The organism is Paenibacillus tuaregi (assembly GCF_900086655.1).
Taxonomy (GTDB): Bacteria; Bacillota; Bacilli; order Paenibacillales; family Paenibacillaceae; genus Fontibacillus; species Fontibacillus tuaregi.
Genome location: NZ_LT575476.1, coordinates 5,472,117 through 5,498,116 on the forward strand (window position 1 = coordinate 5,472,117; position 26,000 = coordinate 5,498,116).

19 protein-coding genes are annotated in these 26,000 nt (G+C 48.6%); 11 read left to right on the plus strand and 8 right to left on the minus strand.

Annotation, left to right across the window (positions count from 1 at the left end; translation table 11 throughout):
* Positions 1–35: 35 nt before the first annotated feature.
* The gene (locus tag BN6628_RS24710; RefSeq protein ID WP_235847701.1) at positions 36–1,019 is read right to left on the minus strand and encodes an aldo/keto reductase; all 984 of its coding nucleotides are present in this window, start codon (positions 1,017–1,019) and stop codon (positions 36–38) included.
* Between the two features lie 85 nt (positions 1,020–1,104).
* Positions 1,105–1,560 (minus strand): MarR family winged helix-turn-helix transcriptional regulator, encoded by a 456-nt coding sequence (locus tag BN6628_RS24715; protein WP_068621542.1) that lies wholly within the window; start codon positions 1,558–1,560, stop codon positions 1,105–1,107.
* A 356-nt stretch (positions 1,561–1,916) separates the two neighbouring features.
* Between BN6628_RS24715 and BN6628_RS24720 the strand changes: the two genes are divergently transcribed.
* On the plus strand, positions 1,917–3,365 hold the full coding sequence (locus tag BN6628_RS24720; protein ID WP_068621544.1) for a serine hydrolase domain-containing protein: 1,449 nt from the start codon (positions 1,917–1,919) through the stop codon (positions 3,363–3,365).
* Positions 3,366–3,466: 101 nt separating this feature from the next.
* On the opposite strand, the gene rlmH is transcribed toward BN6628_RS24720, so the two are convergent.
* The 4 genes from rlmH to BN6628_RS24740 all read right to left on the minus strand — a co-directional run bounded on the left by rlmH (position 3,467) and on the right by BN6628_RS24740 (position 10,207).
* On the minus strand, positions 3,467–3,946 hold the full coding sequence (gene rlmH / locus BN6628_RS24725; protein ID WP_068621546.1) for a 23S rRNA (pseudouridine(1915)-N(3))-methyltransferase RlmH: 480 nt from the start codon (positions 3,944–3,946) through the stop codon (positions 3,467–3,469).
* Between the two features lie 313 nt (positions 3,947–4,259).
* Positions 4,260–4,697 carry a hypothetical protein gene (locus BN6628_RS24730; protein WP_082927052.1) on the minus strand — a complete coding sequence of 146 codons (438 nt, stop codon included), beginning with the start codon at positions 4,695–4,697 and terminating at the stop codon, positions 4,260–4,262.
* Between the two features lie 558 nt (positions 4,698–5,255).
* Positions 5,256–8,423 carry an ATP-binding response regulator gene (locus BN6628_RS24735; protein WP_068621549.1) on the minus strand — a complete coding sequence of 1,056 codons (3,168 nt, stop codon included), beginning with the start codon at positions 8,421–8,423 and terminating at the stop codon, positions 5,256–5,258.
* Complete coding sequence (locus tag BN6628_RS24740; protein WP_068621551.1) at positions 8,420–10,207, minus strand: helix-turn-helix transcriptional regulator; 1,788 nt, start codon at positions 10,205–10,207, stop codon at positions 8,420–8,422. The genes BN6628_RS24735 and BN6628_RS24740 overlap by 4 nt, the downstream gene beginning before the upstream one ends.
* A 203-nt stretch (positions 10,208–10,410) precedes the next feature.
* Between BN6628_RS24740 and BN6628_RS24745 the strand changes: the two genes are divergently transcribed.
* The 8 genes from BN6628_RS24745 (at position 10,411) to BN6628_RS24780 (ending at position 20,296) form a co-directional block, all read left to right on the plus strand.
* A complete protein-coding gene (locus BN6628_RS24745; RefSeq protein ID WP_068621553.1) occupies positions 10,411–11,322 on the plus strand; it encodes an ABC transporter ATP-binding protein in 912 nt (303 codons plus the stop codon).
* Positions 11,319–12,254 (plus strand): ABC transporter permease, encoded by a 936-nt coding sequence (locus tag BN6628_RS24750; RefSeq protein WP_068621554.1) that lies wholly within the window; start codon positions 11,319–11,321, stop codon positions 12,252–12,254. Before BN6628_RS24745 ends, BN6628_RS24750 begins: the two co-directional genes overlap by 4 nt.
* A 110-nt stretch (positions 12,255–12,364) precedes the next feature.
* The gene (locus BN6628_RS24755) at positions 12,365–13,069 is read left to right on the plus strand and encodes a DUF4097 family beta strand repeat-containing protein (RefSeq protein ID WP_068621556.1); all 705 of its coding nucleotides are present in this window, start codon (positions 12,365–12,367) and stop codon (positions 13,067–13,069) included.
* Positions 13,070–13,337: 268 nt separating this feature from the next.
* Complete coding sequence (locus tag BN6628_RS24760) at positions 13,338–14,870, plus strand: PTS transporter subunit EIIC (protein WP_082927053.1); 1,533 nt, start codon at positions 13,338–13,340, stop codon at positions 14,868–14,870.
* The gene (locus BN6628_RS24765; protein ID WP_068621558.1) at positions 14,867–15,739 is read left to right on the plus strand and encodes a PRD domain-containing protein; all 873 of its coding nucleotides are present in this window, start codon (positions 14,867–14,869) and stop codon (positions 15,737–15,739) included. The genes BN6628_RS24760 and BN6628_RS24765 overlap by 4 nt, the downstream gene beginning before the upstream one ends.
* Positions 15,740–16,004: 265 nt before the next feature.
* Positions 16,005–17,462 carry a glycoside hydrolase family 68 protein gene (locus BN6628_RS24770; RefSeq protein WP_068621559.1) on the plus strand — a complete coding sequence of 486 codons (1,458 nt, stop codon included), beginning with the start codon at positions 16,005–16,007 and terminating at the stop codon, positions 17,460–17,462.
* Positions 17,463–17,528: 66 nt separating this feature from the next.
* Positions 17,529–19,031, plus strand: a complete 1,503-nt coding sequence (locus BN6628_RS24775) for a glycoside hydrolase family 32 protein (protein ID WP_392397654.1) — start codon at positions 17,529–17,531, stop codon at positions 19,029–19,031.
* A 308-nt stretch (positions 19,032–19,339) separates the two neighbouring features.
* Positions 19,340–20,296 carry a hypothetical protein gene (locus BN6628_RS24780; RefSeq protein ID WP_148449318.1) on the plus strand — a complete coding sequence of 319 codons (957 nt, stop codon included), beginning with the start codon at positions 19,340–19,342 and terminating at the stop codon, positions 20,294–20,296.
* 480 nt (positions 20,297–20,776) lie between these two features.
* Here BN6628_RS24780 and BN6628_RS24785 read toward each other — a convergent pair whose 3' ends face one another.
* On the minus strand, positions 20,777–21,745 hold the full coding sequence (locus tag BN6628_RS24785; protein ID WP_392397673.1) for a DMT family transporter: 969 nt from the start codon (positions 21,743–21,745) through the stop codon (positions 20,777–20,779).
* Between the two features lie 164 nt (positions 21,746–21,909).
* Between BN6628_RS24785 and BN6628_RS24790 the strand changes: the two genes are divergently transcribed.
* Positions 21,910–23,265 (plus strand): aminotransferase-like domain-containing protein, encoded by a 1,356-nt coding sequence (locus BN6628_RS24790; RefSeq protein ID WP_068621565.1) that lies wholly within the window; start codon positions 21,910–21,912, stop codon positions 23,263–23,265.
* A gap of 580 nt (positions 23,266–23,845) precedes the next feature.
* Here the strand turns inward: BN6628_RS24790 and BN6628_RS24800 are convergent.
* Positions 23,846–24,880 carry an NADP-dependent oxidoreductase gene (locus tag BN6628_RS24800; protein ID WP_068621568.1) on the minus strand — a complete coding sequence of 345 codons (1,035 nt, stop codon included), beginning with the start codon at positions 24,878–24,880 and terminating at the stop codon, positions 23,846–23,848.
* 279 nt (positions 24,881–25,159) lie between these two features.
* Between BN6628_RS24800 and BN6628_RS24805 the strand changes: the two genes are divergently transcribed.
* Positions 25,160–25,978, plus strand: coding sequence for a helix-turn-helix transcriptional regulator (locus BN6628_RS24805; protein WP_068621569.1), 819 nt, complete (start codon positions 25,160–25,162; stop codon positions 25,976–25,978).
* Positions 25,979–26,000 lie beyond the last annotated feature (22 nt).

A 26,000-nucleotide genomic window follows, 5' to 3' on the forward strand; every position in this document is an offset into this window, starting at 1 on the left:
AACTTACAACATCCTTTCATTATGTGTGATCATGTTTATACGCGAACAGTCTTACCGTTTCTAAATTGCATATTGGGAAAAGAAGCGCCGGCGATCTCCTGCTCTGGGATCGCATCTTCAATTTCCATGACATCATCTTCAGTCAGATGAATATCAAGTGACTGCAAAGCTTCTTGAAGATGAGCCGGCGATACGGTACCGATAAGCGGTATGATGTCTTCTCCTTTGGATAACATCCATGCAAGCGCCAATTGGGATAACGTCATTTGTTTTTTTACGGCGATCTCACCCAGCTTTTGAGCCATAACAACGTTTTTTTCAATATTCTCTTCAAAAAACAACGGAACGTAGCCGCCTTTGCTCCTTTGGATTCGCTCGTTTGTCCAATGGCCGGCAAGAAGACCATGAGCCAACACCCCAAACGCAATAACGCCGATACCCAGTTCCCTCGAAGTCGGCAAAATATACTTCTCGATGCTTCGGTTAAAAAGCGAGTATTCGACTTCCAGCCAACTGATCGGATGCGTGGCATGTGCCCTTCTCAACGTCTCTGCATCGACCTGGCTGACTCCGATCTGCCTGACATAGCCGGCCTTAACCAGTTCAGAAATGGCGCCGATCGTTTCTTCAACAGGGATACCCAGATCGATTCTTGCGGGCTGATAAAGATCAATATAGTCAAGATTGAGGCGTTTGAGTGAATAGGCGAGGTAGTTCTTAACATGATGGGGGGAGACATCCAGTCCGTACATGGAGCCGTTCGGCGTATTCAATGCCCCGAACTTCAGCGATATAAAATAGTCATCCCTTTTGTACCCCTTTAGTGCTTCGGCGATAACCATCTCGCTTTGGCCTGCACCGTAAAAATCCCCTGTGTTGAGATGATTGATTCCACTCTCAAAAGCGGCATGAATGGCGGCAATGCCAGCACTTTTGACAGCTTCATTGACATTTGACAAATGAGCGCAGCCGAGTCCGATTCTGGATAGCTCCAATCTGTTTTGTTGATCATTCATCATGACCACCTCCTTCAACTTTATTAAAGTTAAATCATGTAGTTGTCTACACATTTGTTTAAAAAAATAAATATTGATGGCAGATTTATCACTTTGGGAGCCGTTTTTCAACGTTTTCAAAAGCTCGGGTCAGCAGAGAAACAAACATGGCTTTTTCGGCCTCAGACATCCCTTGCGTGATCAACTCTTCAGATTTCGAGAAGGCATCACTCCTCTCACTAAGAAACTTTTTGGCTTTGTCTGTTATATCGATACGGAGGTTTCGCCCGTCGGCAGGATTGCTGCTGCGCGTGATATATCCGGAGTTCTCCAGACCGTTCAACAAGTTTGTCACAGACGGACCACTTAGGGCCATCGTTTTTTCAAGAAACTTTCGGTTGATCTCTATATGGTCCTCTATGGATTGATAAATATGTGACAGGAGAATCGCTTGTGAGCTGTTCAAGCCATGATCCTTCAGAAGCTGGTCGATGATTTCCCGGACCCGTTGTGCGATAAGTTTAATGTATAGGCTATAGGGGTACATTTCGAAAACACTTGGCATATATTTTTCCCTCACATTATGTAGATGTCTACACTATAAATTGGTTGTTTTATTTTGTCAATTCCATAAAACCAATGATATATTCTTTGTTGGACGATTAATCCCACCATAGTCTAGAATTTATTTGCGTCACTTATGATACGGCTCACCGTATCATCTATAAAGCGAACTTAGTTCGTAGTAAGTAGAAGATTATGATAGCAATCTAATTTTTTATATCGTATGATTCTTCACATACAATAAGATTATGCAATCATAAGCTTCATAATATATACCTTATTACACTTTAGGGGAATAAGGCGTACTGCGGATTATTTATATTTTCCGTACGGGAGTTTTTGCGGAATGGAGAGACTATGAAAAAAATTATTGTCTTTATGATTGCATTATTTATACTGTTTACCGGATTCGCAACACCAAGTTATGCATTATCAGATTCGCAATCTGATTCAATACAAACATTGTTGGATGATGCAAGCCGTATATCAGGTGTACCGGGAATGTCAATTTCAATACTTGAGAACAATGAAGTGCTCTACTTTTCTTCCGGGTACGCAGATCGTGAAAAGGGACTGTCGGCAAGTGAAAATACTCTATATGAGCTGGCTTCGGTAAGTAAAGCTTTTACCGGCATGGGTATTCTGCTGATGGAAGAACAAGGACTGCTGTCAATGTCAGACCCTATCCAGAAATATTTGCCTTGGTTTACGTTAAAATATCAGGGGAAACACGTTGATATGCAAAGTATTACTCTCAATAACTTTTTACACCATACTAGCGGCTTAACAAATAGCAGTCACAGTCAAAACATTCCACAAGGCAATACGCGGGATATGTTGCAAAAAACCGTAGAAATGCTCGTAGATTCTGAATTGTCGTTCTATCCTGGTGAGCAGTATAATTACGGAACTGTTAATTATGACGTATTAGGTCTGGTTATTGAGATTGTGTCGGGACAAAGCTATGAAGACTTTATGAGGGAACAGGTATTTCAGCCGTTGGGTCTTCACCAGACGTATGTTTATAAAGAAGATGCTCAAGCCACCGGACAGTTGGCACAGGGCTACCGTTCTTCCTTTTTTATGACAACTCCATATAACGCGCCGGATTATTCCGGGAATAAACCCGCAGGCTACATCATTTCTTGTACAAAAGATATGGCGCGTTGGATGGGCATACAGATGGGTATTGTGCAGGACATACCCGAAATATTCCATACGGTTATCGAAAAATCACATCAGGGTGATATGTCTGTTCCGGCTGTCAATGAAATGTATTATGCGGCGGGCTGGTCGGTAAACGCCAACCAAACGATTATAGAGCACCCAGGGGGCAATCCCAATTTCGGAACCGAAGTAGCCATACTGCCACATGAACGAACAGCCATCTGCTTGCTGACCAACGGCGCAAATATCAATAGAAGCATGGTACTAAAAGTTAAAGATATATTAGACGGCAATCTGACTCAGTCATATGGAATAAGCGGCACACAGCTTTTGGACATCATTTTGTCGTCTACCACAATTATTCTTTGCCTATTGGCTGTTCTGTTCTTTCTCTTAGGCTTACGCAGAAGGAAAACGAATGAACGGCAGCCAATGACAAAAAAGCGAATAATCGTAACAGCTATTTTGCTGATTGCTACGATTGTCCAGTGTATAATGTGCTGTGCATTAGATTGGTCAACGATACTTATTTGGCAAACATATAGTGTTCTTACAGCTTTGATTTCGTCGGCATTATTAACAGCAAGCATTACATGGTTTGTATACACTCACCGATATAATGCCTCGCTCCGAAAATAAGCATTTCATTCGTTCGCCTTATTGAAAAAACGCGAAGATTTCTTTTAATGAGAGAATAATATCAGCAAAAAGGAAGTGTCAGGCACCCCCTATTTTTCGCCCTACTTATGATACGGTTCACCTCGATTAATCTTCACCGCCCGATAAATCTGCTCCACCAGCACCAGCCGCATGAGCTGATGCGGCAGCGTCATGCGCCCGAAGCTGAGCTTCTGCTGGGCGCGCCGCAGCACATCATCAGAGAGCCCATGGCTCCCTCCGATGATGAACACGACATGGCTCGTCCCGTAGGTGCCGAGCTTGTCAAGTTCAGCGGCCAGCTCTTCCGAGCTCCAGAGCTGGCCGCCGATGGCGAGGGCGACGACATGTGCGTCGCCCTTGACGTGCGCGAGGATGCGTTCGCCCTCGCGCTCCTTGACCTGCCGCACCTCCGCCTCACTCATCGTCTCCGGCGCCTTCTCATCGGGTACCTCGATGACCTGAAATTTCACGTACGGCGTAAGCCGCTTAGCGTATTCGGCTATACCCTGTACCAGATATTTCTCCTTCAGCTTGCCAACCCCAATAATTTGAATAAACATAAAGCCTCCTATATAAATAAAGACTGGCAAGCCAGTCTGTAAATTCTGAATTCAGCCTATTATAGCATGAGAAACCGGTTCATACCCCCGATGACCAGCGAACGATTCCCCCCTACCCAATTACAGCTTTATCTAAGAAAAATTACAGGAATCTTCCCGCCTAGTTATGTATTGGAGATCAACAATTTTGGGCAACTTTCTCACACGCAACTTATCTTATGTACTGAAAAAACCAGTCCTCTCAAAGGCTGGTTTGCCGCTGCGATCCTTAAGCCTTCGTACCGCTAGTCAATAATTATATGTGAAAGAGACATTACTTTTCACCTACATTTGTGACTACAAACCCCGAATCATAACTGTAACGTAATGTAATTTGATATTTGTCTGTTTTCTTGTCAATCTTATTATTTCTAACCTTATGAACACTTGCTAAAATATCTAACTCATAAAAACCTCCCTTAACCTCCCTGATATCTGTTACTTGAAACGGATCAAAGTGGTAAACATTTTCTTTCCCTGGCTTTAAATATCGCTTTTCTTGGAGTGCCCTCAATGTCCTTCTTTGTAATTCAGTTGTTAACATACGTTCCAGTTGTTCTTCTCTAGTTTGAGGAAATCCCCATAACGCCACCCATTCAATCGTATCCTCTTCCTTAATAGTTTCATCCTGTGGTTGAGCTAAACTTGTTGACGACATGAATAATGCAATAGCCATTGAAAAGATCAGTGTGGACATCAGTTTTCTTCTCATATAATCACCTAGTCCCTATGTTCCCACATCTGGGTAGATTTATGTGCCGAATAAAACACGCAAGTTACCCTTCAATAAAAAGCGGAATCATAACAATTAAACCCGCACTCCATTTATCACCAGGAAAGGCATAACAGACAGAAGGTACAGCCCTTATTGTCTGGCAAAGGTTTATCTATCACGGTTCGAATAGCGCCTAAATCTCTCATTGTAATGCTTGCAGAGCGACGAAGAAGCGGAGAAACCCTACTGTTTGAGCAATACCCCGAAAAGTCTTTTGCTTCCTCGCAAGTCCCGTTAAAAATCCCAATGAAACCCGGGCGGCTCCGGGTTTCATTGGGATTTAGGAACGATGAACTGATGAATTAAACAGTTTTTCATCTTCTTTTTATTAATCCGACGATCAAGAAGGAATTCCTAACCAAATATAAAAGAACAAACGAAATGTCTCAATATGATAAGCAAACAAGCTAACCAACCGGATCATATGCCTAGCGGCCGAACCATGAAGAAAAAACATGCCCCGTAATTTTGGCGAATACTACTGCCCCACTCCACCTAACCACTCTCCTCCATCCTCTCCCTATCCGGTATAACAAACGACACCGTTGTTCCCTCGCCAAGCTTGCTCGCAATCGACAGCCCCCGCCCGTACAATTGCCGTAACCTCCGATTCGTATTGGCAATGCCAATCCCGCCTTTACGGCTCAGAGTAGAGTTCAGCACCCGGGCAACCTGTTCCTGATCCATTCCCTTTCCATTATCTGTGATTTCAATCAGGCTATAACCATTTTGCCGGGTAATGGCCAGACGAACCGTGCCGCCTTTAATACTGCTGAGCAGACCGTGCTTGACGGCATTTTCGACCAGCGGCTGGATCGAGAGCGGAGGAAGCTGTAAGCGGATGTCCGGCTCAACCTCCCACTCCATCGACAGCCGGTCGCCGAACCGCACTTGTTCGATATACAAGTAGGCTTTGACGAGCTCCAGCTCATGGGACAGATCAACCAGTTCCCCCCGGTTTAGATAGTTGAAGCTGATCTCTAAATAAGATGCAAAAGCCTCTCCAAGCCTGCGCATGTTCTCCGTATCAACTTCACTGACCGCCATCAACGAATTGAGGGTGTTCAGCAGAAAATGCGGTTGAATTTGCGCCTGCAAATAGGCAGCTTCCATACGCAGCCGCTCATTAATGGACTGTCTCAGGGTGACCAAGGCCCTGATCCGGTATTTCAGCTCTAGAGCGTCCACTGGCTTCGTGACGTAATCGCTCGCTCCAGCCTGAAATCCGGTGTAGATATCGGCTGGCTGGCTGCGGGCGGTCAGCAGCAGAACAGGAAGCTCCGACATGGGGAACTGCTCCCTTACACTTCGGGTTAATTCATACCCGGACATATTTGGCATCATCACATCGGCGATGAGCAAATCCCACGGCTGGCTACCCAGCAGCTCCAGCGCCTCTTGGCCTGACTGAGCCGTTACAATATCATAAGGCTCGGAAGACAGCATGCCGACCAACACTTTCAGGTTGATCGGATCATCGTCCACGGCAAGGATGCGCGCCCGGCTCTCATCCAGAAGCGGCGGCAGTGCCGTGGCAGAGACTTCCTGCTCTGCGGTGGTGACATCCGGCAGCAGAGACCGGACATGCTCCCCGTCCGCTTCGTCTATGCTCATCTCCGTATACAGAGGAGCCTGCGGCATGGAGAGACTTGGCTCATTCGCCAGAGGCAGATCAAAGCAGAAGACTGACCCTTTGCCAGGCTCCGAATGAACCGTCAATGTGCCGCCATGAAGCTCAACGAGCTCTTTGCTAATACTTAGCCCCAGTCCGATGCCCTGCCCGTTGCTTATCCCCTGAGCCCCCTGCTCATAAGGGATAAAGATTCGCGCCTGAGTTGCCTCATCCATGCCTATCCCGGTGTCGGCGATTTGAATATCTACACGTTCTACCCGAATTTCGGCGGACACAGAGATCGTGCCCGTCTCCGTATATTTGAGGGCGTTATGCAGCAGGTTGTACAGAACCTGAACAAGCCTCTTCTCATCCGCCATGACCGGAGGCAGCGATTCCGGGATCTCCACCTTTAGGCTGATCGGCTTGGTCTCCACCATATACTGCAGCATGGCAATAATACCCGGCACGACGGACTGAATTTTCAGTGGCTCCTGCTGCAGCACAATCCGCTTCTCCTTCAGCCGGACTACATCAAGAAGATCGCCAAGCAGATAAGACATGCGTCTGCTGATCGTAATAAGCAGCTGCATATCGTCAAGACTGTCCTTCTCCAGGGTATCCTTTTCCTTGGTGACCACGTTGTGGGCGATATTCATAATGCCATGCAGGGGCGTCCTCAGCTCATGTGAGGTATTGACCAGGAATTGGTCCTTGATATGATCGGCTTTGGTCAGCTTCTCGTTTAATTCCGCGTTTTCCCTTGATTTCTGGAAGTATTTCTTAAACCAATAGGAGCAATAACCCGTAATAGCCACAACAATGTCAATAGGATAGTAGACCGTTGTAACGTCCCAGGCCGCTTCTGCCAAGCTCCACAGAATGTTAGAAATGATACCTGCCGAAGTCACCAGCAGGAAGATGCTGTCTGAATCCGGCTGCCTTTTGAAAATCATCTTACCCGAGAGATATACGAACCATGCAAATGACAAGTAATAATAAGCATCAAAAATATGAAAATGGATAATCCCGAACACCGTGGAAGCCGGTACAGCTAACAAAACAACGGTAAGAACCACACTAGCCGCAATGTAAGCCCGCAGCTTGCCTCCCTGAATATAGGAAGGCGCAAATTTCTTAAATAACATAATGATGAGCAGATTCTGCCAGAGCAGACTGATCAGTCTGATTTTCACCGCCCATGTATAGTTAATCGGCAGCCATAACAACAGCACAGTATCGTGAACGACCAGAATCGCAATGCTTATTGCCAGCAGCAACAGCGCCAGTATGAGTAAAGCCTTCTCCTGTCGATTGAGCATATAAAGAATGCAGGCGTACAAGCCATGAAGAACCAGCACCAAAAAAGTAAACAGCTGAAACCCAATGGAGTACCAGCGTAGATAATCAATGGCTGCCTGAGAACCAAAACGGATAGGACTTACGATTCCACCGTGGTAAGGACTATCGAAGTTGGATATACGAACCGACAGTTCAATCTCCGTAGCCCCCTCTGCATCCCTGGAAGCTGTGTAAGAGACACTTTCGGGAACGTATTCACGTTCAGAGACCGCAATTTTGCCGATGCTTCCCGCCATTTCTCCATTGATTTCGACAGCGGATGAGGACTGAATTCCCTTAAACCAGAATGAAACGGGCGATTTAAGCGGGTCGGTCAATATACGCAGCCGATACGTCCCATATCCGTATGAGCTGCCAGAGTCTGGGTGCAGCGCACTGCCCCAATCTCCCGGGACCTGAATAGTTCGGGAATTCGGTTCCACTCTATGTATCTCGTCTTGGGTAATAAGTGCCCCCGGGTAGAACTTCCACTCCCCATTCAAATAAAAGGCAGGCGACTTCTCCAAGTCCGTCCCTCGGAGGTCAAGTACGCCGTCAACGGCCCGAGGCTGGTCCTTCACGGCAAACAGCTGGGCCCAGCCCCACCTCATTCCCGTTAGAACGCCAAATATAAGAAGCAGAGTCACTATATATTTGTATGGAACTCTTTTACCTCTTCCCACAGATAGAACATTTCGCTCCCGCTTCATTTCGTTAAAGCCTCGACTCTTGCCTTCTCCACGGCCTCTTCCCGGCCGTTTACCTGCAGCTTCAAGTATATCGAGGAAATATAATTTCGGACCGTCCCCTCCGACAGATACAGCCTCTGGGCAATTTCCTTATTGCGAAGTCCTTCCGTGAGGCACCGGAGAACATCCGTCTCCCGCTCGGTCAGCTCATACGGATTCGGCGCACTCTCCTCGATCTGGTGCTGAAACAACTGATGGGCCACGTCCTGCGAGATCATCGTCCCTCCACCATAGATGAGCCGGATCGTTGCGGCTAATTCCTTAGGGTGTATCGATTTCAGCATATAACCCTCCGCCCCGATCCGAAGCGCCTCAGCTGCCATGGCAACATCCTCTATGCTCGTGATCATAATTATCCGAAGCTTCGGCCACATTTCTTTCATCTGCTTTGTCGCCATAATTCCGTCCATCTCCGGCATATTGATGTCCATTAATACAATGTCGGGAAGCTCCTTCTTACAGGCTTCGATGGCCTGTATGCCATCCCCGGCTACTTTGATTTCGAAATCCTTTTCTTCTCCCAGCAGCAATCTCAGGCTTTCACGGACCAACGGCTGATCATCCGCAAGCAGGATTTTGATTTTCTGTCCACCCTCTTGAGAAGAATTCGGGATCGTACAGGTGACCATCGTGCCGGCATCCGCCTGTGAATGAATGTAGAGCTTGCCCTGAAGTGAGGCTAGACGCTCCTTCATACCCGTCAGACCGAACCCATATTGGAGGTTATCCGTCCCTTTGCCATTATCCTGTATCTGCAGCATCACCTGAGTGTGATCATATTGCAAAAGCACTTGTATCGTGCTGGCCTGCCCATGACGGCTGGCATTGGTTAGAGCCTCCTGCAGACAGCGGTACAGGGCAAGCTTGACCGGCTTCATGACAGGATAAGGCTCACCCATCGTACGAAATACAATCCGGATTCCGGTATTAGCCTTGAACTCATCCATAATTTGCAGCAGTGACCGGTCTAACGGCACCGCCTCCTCGATAGGGTCCATCTGATGCACCTGACGGCGAATGTCGTCCAGGCCGGTTCTCGCCAGCTTGAGTATTCCGTGCAGCTTCTCTTCCCCCTCTTCTGTCTGGATATGAGACTTCAGCCTCTCCATGCCCAGAATCATGGAGGTGAACGTGTGGCCAATCGTATCATGCAGTTCTCGGGCCATGCGGTAACGTTCCTCCAGCAAGGTCATTCTTTCAATTTGAGAAGAATACTGCTCCAGGATCGTATACTGCTCTTTAATTACCGCGAGCTTCTGCTTGATGGCATTGATCGCCAAGGCCCCTTTCTGCAGGGCATAGCTTGCCGCGTAGAGAATGAGTGCATCACTTAAGCTTTTCCATATGACAGAATGTGACAACGAGGAGCTGACAGAATTCCCCCCACTGAGTGCAAACAGCGCCACAGAAATCGGCAGTGAGTAGGCGTGGACCCGGCCCCGGCTGTAGAACGCAATCGTGAAGAGGGCGGGAAAGAACAGTCTTGGCAGGCCGAGTTCATAAGCAAGAAATAAAGATATACCTCCAGCAAATAAACACTCGGCGATCAAATAACGGTAATAGTGACCTTTTACAAATATAAAAGGGATCAAATTACACAGCACAAGAGGGACAAATACCCCCCAGAAAGGAAAGAGAGGCTGATCCTGATACATCAAAATGATCACGGCGACAACCCATAGCGTACGTATGGTCAACATCGACCAGTCCTGCCATGACCACCGGTTCAGGTTAAGAAAACGCATATATAACAACTCCGTTCAACCTTATTGGAACAAGCAAAAGTCGGCCTGTATCAGCCCGGGTTTTCCTTGTCATATCCAGAGATGACTGCTAATCACTCGGCTTTATGACAACGCCCTGTTAGTGTGGGGATAGCTGAGATAGTCCCTTTAGAATTATGGAAAATTATATCTCATTCTAATTCCCAATAAAAGGAGTGGTTGCATTGTCGCTGCTGCAAATCCGAGGCCTCACGAAAAAGATAGGAAACAAAGTCCTCGTCGATCAGCTAACGCTGGATATGGAGAAAGGGGAAATTCTAGGCCTGCTCGGTCCGAATGGAGCCGGAAAAACGACAACGATCCGGATGATCGTTGGCCTCATGTCCAAAACCGCAGGTCAAGTCATGATTAACGGTACGGATACGAATACCAACTTTGAACAGGCCATGAGACATGTAGGCGTCATTGTGGAGAATCCGGATTTGTACAAATATTTATCCGGTTATGACAATCTGGTGCACTTCTCTCGGATGACCCCGGGTGTCACGGAGGCAAGAATTCAGGAGGTCATTGCTCTCGTAGGATTAGAGAATAGCATCCATGACAAGGTAGCCACCTACTCACTGGGCATGCGGCAGCGCCTGGGGTTAGCTGTCGTTCTGGCCCACAAGCCCTCCTTGCTTGTGCTCGATGAACCCACTAACGGGCTTGACCCGGCCGGGATTCGGGAGCTGAGAGGCCACCTGAAGGATTTGGCTGATCAAGAAGGCGTTGGCATCATGATCTCCAGCCATCTCATGTCCGAGATGGAAATGATGTGCGACCGCGTTGCCATTGTGCAGAAGGGACGGCTGGTTGCCATTCAGAAGATTGAGGATATGGCAGCTGATGAACGGGCCGGGGTTCAATTTGAGGTCGATCGGCCGGATCTGGCTGTACAAATTCTGCAGACGATCATGTCAGGTGATGAAATCACAACCGATCAAGGACATATCCTGGTACACATCCCTAAAACGAGGATTCCGGAGATTAACCGGAAGCTCATGGAGGCCGGGATCAACGTATTTAATGTCAACACGATCAAGAAGACACTGGAAGACAAGTTCATGGAGATCACAGGAGGAGAAGACCATTGATTCCATTCATTCGCAATGAAAATATGAAAATCTATAAACGGAACCGCACATGGGTGATGATCGCCATCGTCCTGCTGTTCGTACTGCTCCAGATCGTGAATATTAAGACAACTGGAAGAGATGCTGTGAGCGGGGATTGGAGAGCCCAGTTAGAACAACAGAACGTGAAGCTCCGTGAGGAAGCCTCCAAACCGGGTGCACTGAACATTGAAGTCAAGCAGGCGGAGAAGAATATGCTGCTGAACCAATACCACCTGGACAAGAACATTCCGCCCAGCACGAATGCATGGAATTTTGCGGTGAGCCAAGTACGGAATATTATTATTGCCGTAGCCCTGATCTCCATTATTATCGCGGGTGAGATCGTAGCCGGAGAATTTACATCGGGGACGATTAAATTATTGCTGACCCGCTCAGCGAGCCGTACCAAGATTTATTTCTCCAAGTATATCGCCGCCCTTCTGTTTGGCCTTCTGTTAACCGCAGCAGGCATACTGGTATCTATCTTGGCCGGAGGCCTCATATTTGGTTTTGGCGGATTAGCGGACAGCTATTTCTTTGTAAAAGATCACACCGTAGGCCAAGTTCCGATGCTGCAGGCTTTATTAGCCGGATTTGTACTCAACATCCCGTTTCTGCTCATCACGATCACGCTGGCTTTTATGATCTCTGCTGCCTTCCGGAGCTCGACGTTCTCCATCGTGATCTCCCTGATCGTATCGGTAACCGGATTTGTAATTGCGATTGCCATGGACGGCTGGGATTGGACGAAATACTTCGTCTTCTCCCATACGGACCTCACCCCGTTCCTATACGGAAATCCGTCCGTAGACGGCGTGACGTTAGGTTTCTCTCTCGTACTTATCGTGCTCCATCTGGCAATTCTGCATCTGATATCCTACCCTTTGTTTGTCAAACGCGATGTAGTCTAGTCTGAGCAGCGTAAATTCGAATCTTACATCTGCCATGCAAGGTGCTCTGGTGTTATTCATAAATATCGGGAAATTCGGACAATTTCTGAAGGAAAATGGGGAATGTGCAAATGAACAAGGTAAAAAAAATCCAGTCTGCTGTGCTAATCGTGTTATTACTGCTCATTTCAGGCTGTGGAGGTCAGGAGGAATCAACGGCCAAGAAGCTGGAGCTGCCTTCAGCCGGTCTGGCAAAGCTGGTCATTAACCATAAGAACGGAAGTGTGAGAATAACGGGCCGTTCCGACTCAGACAAGATCGAAGTCGATGCTTCCGTTAAGGCCAGTGGGATCAGTATGGACAATTTAGAGCTAAAGCTGGAAGCTCAGCAGGATACCGCATCGTTAGATGCACGGTTTAAGGGTCAGTTCCTCTCTATGGGAGAGGGAAGTGTTGACCTGGAGATCAAAGTTCCGAAGCAGCTTAACCTGGAGATCACGTCACACCGTGACGGCAAGATTCAAATCTCGGATGTATCGGCTAACGGGACAATCGACAACATCAATGGTGACATTGAAATATCCAAGCTATCCGGCACCCTGAAAATAAAAAATCAAGACGGCGGCATCAACGTTCAAGATATCGGCTCTGATGTGATGATTGACAACAACAATGGTCATATTGTGGTCAATGGGATAGGCGGCTCAGCCGAGATCCATGTAGGTGATGGCAGTCTGGATATCGACCACGTGGAGAAGGATGCAACGATTACACAGACCGGTAGCGGCAAAGTTAAATTAGGTGAGATCAAAGGCAAGATTTTTCAGAACTTATAAAGGAATTAGCGCAGCCGGATGGTAACTCCTGACATTGATTTTGCAAACAATCATTGTCACAATAGGATAGCAGCCAGTTATTACGAAGTTGTTACTTTTTTGAGACAAGTCAAAGACCTGGGAAGATCATGTTCGGCTGTTCTTGAGATGAAGGACGCTGCCTGATCCTTCATAAGGTCTTTTTTTATATAGAAAAATACCTTGAGATTATATAAAATGTCTGGATATTAGTGAAAGCCGGCTGGCGTAAGTGTAAGGAGGAGCTGCAATGCCCCAAAAAAGTATTTATCCAGATCAAGCTGAACCGACTGCGCAGAAGTCCCGAGGTTCAGCGGAAAGCTTGGCTCTGCGTCTGATTGAGCTGGCCGGAGGGACCGGCAATATATCAGAAGCCGTTCACTGCACAACCCGGCTTCGCCTTAGACTGCGGGACAGCTCCCGGGTAGATGAGGCCCGCCTGTCGGGCATGCGGGAGGTCCAAGGCGTATTCTTCCGGGGAGAACAGCTGCAGATCATCCTGGGCTCGGCGGCCGTCTTCAGAGTATACCGGCAAGTAGTACGCATCCTTCAAGACGGGGGGCCAGGCCAGCAGCAGGCGGAGGAACAGCCTCCGGTTCCGGTTGAACCTCTCAGCCAGAGCAGCCATACCGGGACTTTCTGGACGCGGTCCTCCTTCTTGCCAGCTTTGCTAAGACGGATTACCCATGCGGTCAGCTTCTTTTCCGATATCGTTGTCCCCATCATTCCACTCTTCATCGGGGCTGGCCTGCTGCTGGGCATACTCAGCATGATTGAGGTCTTCGGCTGGGCCTCCCATGATAGCGTCTGGTTCCGGACCTTGGCGTTGTTAACCGGGTCAGCATTTCAGGTTATGGCTGCCATGTTCGGTTATCATACTGCCAAGCGGTTCGGAGGCACTCCGCCGCTCGGCGCCGTCATCGGCATGGTAATGACCCATTCCGATCTTCTACGGGTCACCGGACTCGGCGGAGCACCTGTAAGCTCTACAGATGTAATCATGGCTCCGCAGTTCTGGTACCAAGGGGCCGTTATTCCCACGATTCTTGCGGTATTGCTGATGACCCTGATCGAGAAGGGGCTGCGCCGGCTGCTTCCACCATCAACTGCGGGGATGCTGATCCCTTTTCTAAGCCTGGCTATTGGGGGGATCATTGCCCTGCTGGTTATAGGCCCGCTTACTTCCCGGCTTAGCGGATCTCTCAGCAGCATGCTGGCGTTCATGTACAGCTTCGGCGGCATGGCCTTTGGGCTGCTGCTCGGGGGAATCTACAGCCTGATCGTCGTAAGCGGACTGCATCACGGCATTCAAGCCGTGGAGATCGGACTGATAACCAATCCGGATATCAGCGTCAATTTTCTGCTCCCGATCTGGTCCATGGCTAATATCGCCCAAGGGGCGGCTGGACTGGCCGTCTATGCTAGAACGAAGGACACAGCCTTGAGGCAACTAGCGCTGCCCGCATCGATCACCGCCTTTTTCGGCATCACCGAACCGGTTATCTTCGGCATCAACCTCAAGCTGGGCCGCCCTTTCCTGGGCGCTGCGGCTGGAGGCGCCGTGGGAGGGGCTTATGTAGCCTTCCATCAGGTAGCAGCCGATTCCTTCGGCTTGACCGGAATTCCGATGATTGCCTTTATCGTTCAGCTCGGACAGATGAATCTTATTCATTATATAATCGGTTTTCTGCTGGCAGCAGTCACCGCCTTTGTGGTGACCTGGTTCCTTGATGTGAACCATACTCTGCCTAAAGAACACGAAAGCATAGGAGAATTAACATGAAAATCAAAAAAATTCTGAACAACAACGCGGTTGTGGTGAACGACCTCGGAGAAGAGAAGATTGTCATGGGTTCTGGAATTGCTTTTCAGAAAAAGAAGAACGATATTCTTGATCCCTCCCTTATCGAGAAAGTATTCATTATGGACGACCCGGATCAATACGGCCATCTGCAGGAAATGCTGCGAACCCTTCCCGAAGAAGAAATCGCGGTGTCGGAGCAGATTATCTCTTATGCAGAACGTGAACTGGAAGTAACGTTCAATGAGCATATACATATTGCGCTGACCGATCATCTCTCTTTCGCCCTGGAACGGATCAACAAAGGGATGATCATCCAGAACACGCTGCTGGATGAAATCCGCATCCTATATCCTAGGGAGTTCCAGATTGGGCTGCACGCCCGAAACATTATTCGCGAAGCCCTGAAGGTTGATATTCCCGAGGATGAGGTGGGATATATCGCGATGCATATCCATACCGCCTGGCAAAATGCCGGGGGACCCGGAACCAATGCCGAACTGGCGGCCATGATCCGGGATATTGCCGAAGGAGTAGAACAGGCCGCTGGGACTACGCTCAAGCGGGGCTCTGCCAACTACGAACGTCTGGTGACCCAGCTTGAGAACATTCTGCAATCCGATGAGACCGGCAAGCTGCTCAACGAGCTGAATCCCGAAATTGTACGAATCGCCAAAGAGCGCTGTGGACAAGCCTACCGGCAAGCTCAAGAGGTTGGCGCTCAGGTGGAGGAGGATTACGGATATACGCTGAGCGACAGCCAGCTGGTATTCCTCGCCCTGGAGATCAACCGGATCAATACCCGGTCGGGGAATGGGAATATAATGAAGACCGGCATTACGGGTCCATAGTCCCTTGAAATTGATCTCAGATTACCGGGGGGCCTTATTATCGCCGGATCAAAATCAGGAGTTTCAGTCTATAGCCACCCTGGGCTACAAAATTATAAGATTAACGCGGCAACATCATATGTCGGGATTGTTACTGTTAAGCAGGCAAGACCTAAAAATCCGATTGGGGACAAGATACGGACACGTATCCCCATTGGAATTTTTAGGTCTTTTTTTCTGTTTAAGAGAGCAAATTTCAAATCAAAAAGAAGAGGAGACAGAAAACATGAATATCAGAAAGTTTGTAAGAAGAGCAGCAGCCGTAACCTTTACTACAGCTTTACTCGCAGGCGGCGGGACTTCAGTTATGGCCAAGGACAAGACCAACCAGGATTACCAAGAAACCTACGGGTTCTCTCACATTACCCGTTCTGAGATGCTGAACATACCGGCGCAACAAAATGACCAGCAGTTCCAGGTCCCTTCCTTCAACGGGTCCACAATCAAGAATATCCCTTCAGCAAAAGGCACCGACCAATGGGGCAATCCCATCGATATTGATGTCTGGGACAGCTGGCCGCTTCAAAATCCGGATGGCACAGTTGCCGAGTATAACGGCTACCACATCGTATTCGCCTTGGCCGGTGACCCGAAAAGAGGCTGGGACACCTTCATCTACATGTTCTATCAAAAAGTAGGCGATACATCTTTAGATAGCTGGAAGAATGCCGGCAGAGTATTTAAAGACAGCGATAAATATGTTCCGAACGATCCGATCCTGAACAATGAAGCCGAGGAATGGTCCGGTTCCGCCACCTTGACGAAGGATGGCAAGGTTCGTCTGTTCTATACCAACCGCCAAGGCTGGGACCCGGAACATGGATTCTTTGGCAAGCAGACCCTGACAACCGCTCAAGTGAATGTGTCAAAGCCGGACGCGGATACCCTGAAGATCGATGGCGTGGAAGATCTGAAATCAATCTTTGACGGAGACGGAAAATTCTATCAAAATGTCGATCAAGCCTTCAGCGCAGGAGATTATTCAGATAACCACACCCTGAGAGATCCTCACTATGTGGAAGACAAAGGTCATAAATACCTTGTATTTGAATCCAATACCGGAACAGAAACGGGCTATCAAGGAGAGGACTCGCTGAACAACAGAGCCTACTATGGGGGAAATAAGAACTTCTTCCAGGCTGAGAGAGACAAGCTGCTGTCCGGCTCTAAGAAATCTCTGGCGACATTAGCGAATGGCTCGCTTGGTATTATTGAATTGAACGATGACTATTCGTTGAAAAAAGTCATGAAGCCGCTCATTGCCTCTAATACCGTCACCGATGAGATTGAACGCGCAAACGTATTTCAAATGAATGGCAAGTGGTATTTATTCACCGATTCCCGGGGCTCCAAGATGACGATTGATGGGATCGGCGCCAATGACGTATACATGCTAGGTTATGTAGCCGATTCATTGACCGGCCCATATAAACCCCTGAACAAAAACGGACTGGTTCTGCACATGGGTCTGGACCCTAAAGATCTTACTTGGACTTACTCTCACTTTGCCGTTCCACAGGCGAAAGGGAACAATGTCGTGATCACCAGCTATATGACAAACAGAGGCTTGTTCGCCGACCAGCATTCTACCTTTGCTCCTAGCTTCCTGCTGAACATTAAAGGCTCGAAGACTTCGGTTGTCAAAGACAGCGTCCTTGAACAGGGCCAACTAACCGTCAATTAACACTTGATTGTGAGTAAAAGAGGATTTCAGCGGCCTTTCCGTATTTGCTGTTTCATCGGACTTGGCTTGATCATCATAACAGGACTAGCAGCCTACTATGCGGAGAAGAACAGCAGCATCTCGGAGGCTGCTACTTCCTCTTCTCCCCAGACTTATCGGGCTGGCTATCATTTCACCACGCCTGATAAGTGGAAGAATGATCCGCAGAAGCCGATTTATTTGGATGGGGCATACCATTACTATTATCTTTATAACCGGGACTATCCCAACGGGAATGGCACCGAATGGCGGCATGCGACCTCTACAGACCTGGTGCACTGGAAGGACGAGGGGGTTGCCATCCCCAAGTATACAAATCCAAACGGCGACCCCTGGTCAGGCTCGGTTGTGGTTGACAAGGCGGGTACAGCGGGGTTCGGCCAAGGGGCCGTGGTTGCGATTATGACACAGCCCACCGCTGGAAGGAGACAGCAGGAGCAATATTTATGGTACAGCACCGACCACGGGTACACATTCAAGGCTTATGGCAAGGCTCCCGTCCTGCGTAATCCAGGGACCGCTGATTTTAGAGATCCAAAAATTATTTGGGACTCCTTATCCCACAAATGGATTATGGCCTTGGCGGAGGGCACAAAAGTTAGCTTTTATGAATCCCAGAACTTAAAAACCTGGCGTTATATGAGCAGCTTTGTTACCAAAGGCATCGGATTGGTGGAATGCCCCGACCTTTACCTAATGCGTGCGGATGACGGAACCTACAAGTGGGTGCTTGGCGTCAGCGCCAACGGCAAATCGTCAGGAAGGCCTAACACCTATGCCTACTGGACGGGTGACTTTAATGGAGCGAGTTATCTGCCCGACCACCAGGAGCCCCAGTGGCTGGACTATGGATTTGATTGGTACGCTGCCGTTACCTTTGAAGATGCAGCAAGCCAAGATCCCCCCCGTCAGCGCTACGCTTTAGCCTGGATGAATAACTGGGATTACGCCAATACTACTCCGACTCTGCGGGAAGGCTTCAACGGCATGGACTCGATTGTGCGCCGGATTGAGATGAAGCAGACTGGCACAGGCAGCTACCATCTTGTATCCCAGCCTCTTGAAGCCTTAAGCCAGACGCCGAAGGCTGCTGTTACCTATAAGCAAATCGTTGTGAACGGGTCAACGACGCTTCCTTTTACAGGGTATTCGTATGAGCTTAACGCCGATATCGCCTGGTCAGAGCTCCAGAATGCAGGATTACGGCTTCGGGAATCCTCGGACAAGAAGCGGCATGTGGATGTCGGAGTTTTTGTAAAAGGCGGGTACACCTATGCCAATCGGGCTTACACAGGAAACCCCGATAAGACCGGGAGATATCTGGAGAGCAGGGCTCCCTTTGACGTGAGTAAGAAGAAGGTTCACTTGAGAATTTTTGTTGATACGACAAGCATCGAAGTCTTTATTGATGATGGATCTGTCGTTTATTCCAACATTGTTTTCCCCGAATTGAAAGATCAAGGGATTTCTCTCTTCTCTGAAGGGGGTACCGCGATTTTCAGCAATGTTGTGATCAAACAGCTTAAATGAGTTTCTCAGCCTTCACCCGATTCCGGCTTAGCTGGAGTCGGGTATTTTTCATGGACTCCCCTCTGCCCTACTCTAATACCTCCCAAATTTAATCCCTGCTAGATACCTTCCCCTTCCGGCGCCCCTTCCAACTTCTTGGTGAATTTCTGGAAACCATGTAGTACACTGGACTGGACCCTTTTGCCAGAGCTCACTCCAATCAGTTCATAATCAGTCAGATAACCAATTACATAATCTATATACATAATCAATTACATAATCAATTACTACATGACAAGAAAACAAACACTCAAGGTGGTATTTAGCTCGTGAAACTAATTCGAATGAACCAAGTAATCCTGCTTCTGCTTGTACTAATAACACTGGCGGTCTTAGCAGCATGTTCACCGGAAGCTTCCAAGAATGCCGGCACACAGGCACCCCAGACTGCCTCTAAAGAGCATGAGACTTCCCAAAACTCAGACCCCACACAGATATCCAAGGACCAGCCTGAGGATAATCTTAATGTCCAGGGGCAACCCGACAAACTTCATGCCAGCACCCAAGATCAAACCCAAACTTCGACCCCGGCTGAAACCTCATCTAAGGCTCCAGCTCAAAAAACGAAGCCAGCTAAGTCCCCTCGTCCCTCTCAGGCTCAGAGCAAAACTGCCTATTCCTTGACGGACTACGAGGGATCCTGGATAGATACCCAGTATAATCTAGCGACGACCAATGATAGTGAGAATTCCGTTGAGATTCACAGCAGCAGCCGGAACAGCGGCACAATTTACTTTACGCTGTATAATGAAGGCGGTCGGGTAACCGACTCAGGCGCCGAGATTAAGATCAAGAACAATAAAGCGACCTTTCAATTCAACGATGATGTCGGCAAGGGGACGGGCACCATTACGCTTGAACCCGGGCAGATTAAGATCAGCCTCAAGCTGAGCTCAGGCGAGGATGAACTTAAACAATTCTTCAAGACCGAGCGGACCCTGGTCCGTAACCCGTATAAGGACATGACGTATCTGGACCCCGTAGCTTTGATCAGGGAATACACAAAGAATAAGAAGGATACGGAGCCTCTGACCTACAGGCTGGACCGTAGTGTGGAATGGAACGAAGAACTCTACGCAACCAAGGAGCTTAAGGTTGTGGTTGGTTTGGATAAGAGTGGCAGAGTTATAGCAAGATACTCCGTCAATACCTTAACAGGACACATTGATGACCTGTCTCCAACGTCCGAAGATTCACCCGAGTATTCGCCGCTGGACTCCGATTAACTCCCCCTCAAAAAGATAAAGACCGCCGCCGGATCACCCGGAGCGGTCTTTATCTTTGTCTTCGTCTTCTTCTTTGTTTTTGTTTTGTTTTTGTTTTGTTTTTGTCTCTATCTCTCCCTCTGTCTCTGTATCTATCTATCTATCTATCTATGTCTCCAAATTCCCCAAGTGCTCATTGCAGGGGAACCTTTGGCCCCTCCCCAGCTTGTTGTCTGTCAGCCAAAGTTAGATATGCTCCCTGAAAAATGTTCCACGTGAAGCACTTTCTCCTCCTTAGCCGCTCTATTTGTCACCCAGTCCCCTCGTTAACTGCGATATCTCAAGGTGTATTCCATAATGCTTATTCCTTATCATTGCTTATTCCTCATCCTATAATGAGGCTCCCGCCTTAATTCATCGCACCGGGCGAAGCCCCCAGCGCACGGTGTGGCGCTACATGACGGCTGTCAACATCCGGCAAACTCAAACCTTTCCAGTCCTTTATCCTCCATACCTTGCCGGATCAGACTTCCTCTCTCTCGGGCGCGCAGGGACCCGCTCAGGCATCTTGCGCTCGCGCCCAGCCAGCCCTACTCCGATCACACCGGCAATAACCATAGCCGCACCAATGAAATGGTAGTAGGCCAGCTTCTCATGGAGAACCAGAACGCCGGCGAACAGGGTGATTACCGTGGCCAGATTGCCGAAGATGCTCATTTTGGACGCTTCCAGCTTGGACAAGGCGTAGTTGGATGACAGCGATGAGCCTGCCGAGCTCATAATGCCAAGGTACAAGATTGCCCAGATGAAGGCCGGGGCTGTGAACGGAGCGAAATAGCTTGCGAGTGTTCCCTCTGCGGTATGCCTGAATACCGAAATCAGATTAAGCAGAATGCAGCCGATAAGAGTTACCATAAACGTCATGTCCAGAAAGTGATACTTCTGGGTCTGCTTGCGAACCAGCACACTGTAGGCTGCGAACGAAAGCGCCGAGAGCAGGATAAGTACAATCCCTAACGTGCTGGATGAAGCAAGCTTTACCCCGTTCATCAGGAAAATAAAGATCACTCCCGCCACACTCACCAGGGTGAACAGCTTCTGCAGCCAGGTGGAGCGCTCCTTCAAGAAAAAAGACGCCAGCAGCATCGTGAATATAGGAGCTGCAGCATTCACGATTCCTGCCTCTGCAGAGGTTGTATACACAAGGCCAAAGGTCTGTAAGAGGAAGAACAGAAACGGATAGAACAAAGCGATTGGGAGCATCGTCAGCACGGCCCTCCAGCTGAAACGGAACGGCCGGCGGGCAATGATCATGACCAGCCATATCGAAATCAAGGAAATGGTGAACCGGTGCGCCAAAGTATCCAGTGGATTGGACACGGTCAAGGCCATTTTTACAAACATAAATGAGAACCCAATAATCAGGGCATAAGTAATCGCGGCGGCATAAGCGCGCCCTGTCTGCGATATTTTCATAGATATCCCTCCATATCTGCACTTCATCGTGCGTGCAGCCATGCCTCTAACTTTCAGACCGCAGTTTAATAGTAAGGCCCCAGAGGCTGTGTTACAATTCAAGAATAACCAATCTGTACCGGTACAGATTTCATCTTAGCTTCACCTGGAGGCTCCCCATGCTGAAATACATGCAATTGTGCAATGAACTGGAAAACGCTGTTAGAAGCGGCTTGCTCAAGCAGGGAAGCAAGCTTCCCTCCATTCGCAGGCTGGCCGAACAGTATCAATGCAGCACAAGCACCATCCTGGCCGCATTAGATGAGCTGGAGCGGCGTCATATGATCTATTCGATTCCGAGAAGCGGTTACTACGTGGTGCAGACCTCATCTAAGAAGGAGAAGGCTGAGGCGCTGCCAATTGATTTTGCCGCATCAGCCCCTGACCCGGAGCTTTTCCCTTATCTGGACTTCCAGCACTGCATCAATAAAGCCATTGACACCTACAGGAATGATCTGTTCATATACGGGACGGCGCGGGGACTGCCCTCCCTGCTTGCCGTCATGCAGAAGCAGCTGGCTGATCTGCAGGTATTCGCACCGGAACGCCATATGGTGGTGACCTCCGGGGTGCAGCAGGCACTTGCGGTGCTTGCGGCCATTCCCTTCCCAAACGGGAAGAAGGCCGTCTTAATGGAGCAGCCGGGTTATCATCTGTTCATTCAGCATCTGGTGACACACCAGATTCCGGCACTTGGCATATCCCGGACAGCCGGGGGGCTGGACCTCGATGAACTGGAGCAGCTGTTTCGTACGGGGGATATCAAGTTCTTTTACACAACGCCCCGGTTCCATCATCCCTTAGGTACTTCCTACACTAACGCCCAGAAAAAAGAGATCGTGGAACTCGCCCATAAATACGATGTCTACCTGGTGGAAGATGACTATATGGCTGATCTGGAACAGGACAGCAAAGCCGACCCTATGTATGCGTTCGACCGAAATGAGAAGGTTATTTACCTGAAGAGCTACTCAAAAATAATTTTCCCGGGGCTTCGGGTTGGCCTGGCCGTTCTGCCCGAGTCTCTTGTGCAGGTCTTCACCCACTACAAACGCACCCTGGATATCGACAGTTCCATGCTGTCCCAGGGCGCACTTGAAATCTATTTAAAGAGCGGCATGTTCGAACGGCATAAAATGAACATCCGGGCTTCCTATGCGAAGCGGGGGGCGCAGCTTGCCAAGTCCATCACACAGGAGCTTCCGCTCTGCGGCGGGGCGTTCACGTACCCCGCGAATGGTTATCCGAGCATTCATACCCACCTGGTGCTTCACGAGCGGATCTCCATCCCTCGCATAATTCAGCGGATGAAGAAGCGCAATGTTCTCCTGGGTCCCATAGACAGTCATTATCTGCCCGGTCACCGCCAAGAGAACCTGCTGAAGCTCAATGCCACCACGATCCAAGAAGCTGACATCGGACTGGGGATTGCCCAGCTCGCAGAGGAACTGCGGAAAGAAAGGAACAGAAGATAATCACCGTAAAGTAACCGCTGTATCCATCCATATCCCTCTTTCCCCTAACTACGATATCCTAGCCCCCGCCCGGTCTTCCGCCCTGAACGGAAACCGGGTTTTTTGCCATCTTCGCGCCGATATTTCCTACCATTTCGATGAAAAAATACGAATTAGGATCATCCATCAATTTTGTCCGAATCCCAACCGGGAGGGACCTCAACGGAATACACTGCATTATCAAACAAGCGGAGGTGATCACTTTGTACGGATATGATTACGGTAAAAGCTGCCACTGTGACGGACATCGTCGCCATCATCACAAGAAAGTAAAGGTTGTTGTCCTCAAACCTGGTCAAAAGGCTGTCGTAGTTTGCAAAAAGCATAGAAAACACCACCACAGAAAACACTGCTGGTAAGGATTACTTGCTCCGGAGGGCCCTATGGGCCTTCTCCTTTTTGAATTCACACACATCTAACCCGCATTGCATGGAAACAGAGTCTGGATCATGCGGGTGCTCAAGGGCCACCCTTATAACCGTAATACATACGAAAGAAAGACCCTTCATCAACGTGAAGGGCCTTTCTTACATCAAATCGTTTATAAAAGGCGAGTATCTTCATCGCTCACCTTTACGAGCATTTTTCCAAGGTTTGAGCCTTGGAACAGCTTAAGGAAGGCCTGCGGCACTTGATCGAAGCCCTCGATCACCGTCTCTTTGTATTTCAGACGGCCCTGGGCCACCCACTGCCCAAGCTCCTGCATTCCCTCACTCATCCGGTCCGAATAATCACTAAGCACGAACCCTTGAATCAGGGACCGGGTCTTGATCAGCTTGGTCTGAATACGGGGACCGATATCTCCCTCGGGATTGTTGTACGAGGAAATAGCCCCGCACAGCGGAATTCTTGCGTGATCGTTCAGCGCATTCATGACGGCATCCGACACCGGTCCGCCCACGTTGTCAAAATACACATCAACGCCTTCCGGGCAGGCCAGCTTCACGGCTTGCTCCAGATCGGCAGCGGTCTTGTAATTAATTGCCGCATCGAACCCAAGCTCCTCCTGCAAATACCGCACCTTTTCATCCGTTCCTGCGATTCCAACCACACGGGCGCCCTTGATCTTAGCAATCTGCCCGACAATCATGCCTACCGCGCCAGCTGCACCGGACACCACCACGGTCTCCCCCGCTTTGGGCTTTCCGATATCGATCAGCCCGAAATACGCGGTAAGGCCGGTTAGGCCAAGGACGCTTAAGTACGCCGACAGAGGGGCAAGCGAACTGTCAATTTTGCGTACGGAGCCTGCATCCGCTACATTATAGTGCTGCCATCCGAGCATACCCAGAACGTGATCTCCCACTTTGAGCTGTGGAGAGCTGGACTTTACAACCTCACCCACCACACCGCCGGTAATGGGCTCACCCACCCGATACGGCTCCACATAGGACTTGCCTTCACTCATCCGTCCCCTCATGTACGGATCGACGGACAAATAAATGGACCGGATGAGCACCTCATTCTCCTTAAGCTCCCTTACCGGGGATTGTATAAATTCGAAATTGTCTTCCGTTGGCAGCCCCTGCGGACGGGAACGCAGGAGGATAGAGCGGTTATTTAACATCTGTGTCATACGTAATCACTCTCCAGTGGGCAAATATTTTATTTAATAGTTCTAATATTTTAGAACTATAATAATAAATCATTATTTTCAGAAAAGCAATCGAGACAACAAGGTAATCCTTCTTAATACTATCCCTTGAAAATAAATACTTGATTCTGTTTAAAGTCTTTTTATATTTTCACTCTTGACCTTGAACTTTACCTCAAAGTTATGGTTGTATTGGGATGCAAAGGCTTTAATGAATACAAAGTTGTGACAGAAATGATCTCGATCAAGGAGGGACTGAGAATGACTCATTCGTTCCATCCTGTTCAATCTCCCATATTGCAGCCAGAGCTGCATCAGCCATGGTATAGATGCCGGGAATATCCGCCTAGTCCTCGCTTGGAATCGCATGTGGCTTCTTTTTGGACAATGGATTTCCGTCCTGTTCCGGACCAAATTGGTCATCGGGTTATACCCGATGGCTGTGTCGATATTGTCGTGAATCTTCTTTCTCCCGCCAGTCAGAAGGCAGCCTATGTTGTGGGACTTACAACTCAATCAGAAGTACTTCAGTTCTCGGAAGCACGTTCCCTATTTGGCATTCGGTTATATTCGGAGTCAGCCCGTTCGATTCTAAAAACCCCCCTTTCGGTGTTAAAGGGAGAACGTATCTATTTGGAAGATGTCCTGGGTCTTAAAGGAATGTATTGTGTCGAAGAAATATTAGCCGCTCAAACAATCCCCGACATTCTTGCGGTTGCCGAGCAACATTTAGTTCGGATTTTAGCGGATAGCGATATAGCAATTTCCCCCCTAGTGTACCAAAGCATGCGGATTATTTATGACCGCAAAGGGAATCTATCCGTAACGAACTTGGCCAATCAAGTTCACTGTAGTGAACGGCATCTTAGAAGGATATTCGATCAGGAATTCGGCTTAAGTCCGAAGGAGATGCTGGGCATTGTCCGGTTTCAAAGCACACTGCAGGAGTTTCATCATGGCAGGTATTCCAGTTTAGCGGATCTTGCGCTCAAATATGGCTATTACGACGAGTCGCATTTCACCAATACTTTTACACAATATTATGGAATGTCTCTTAAAGGCTTGATAAGAAAGAGGTAAAAGGAGTCCGTTTTTTCCTATT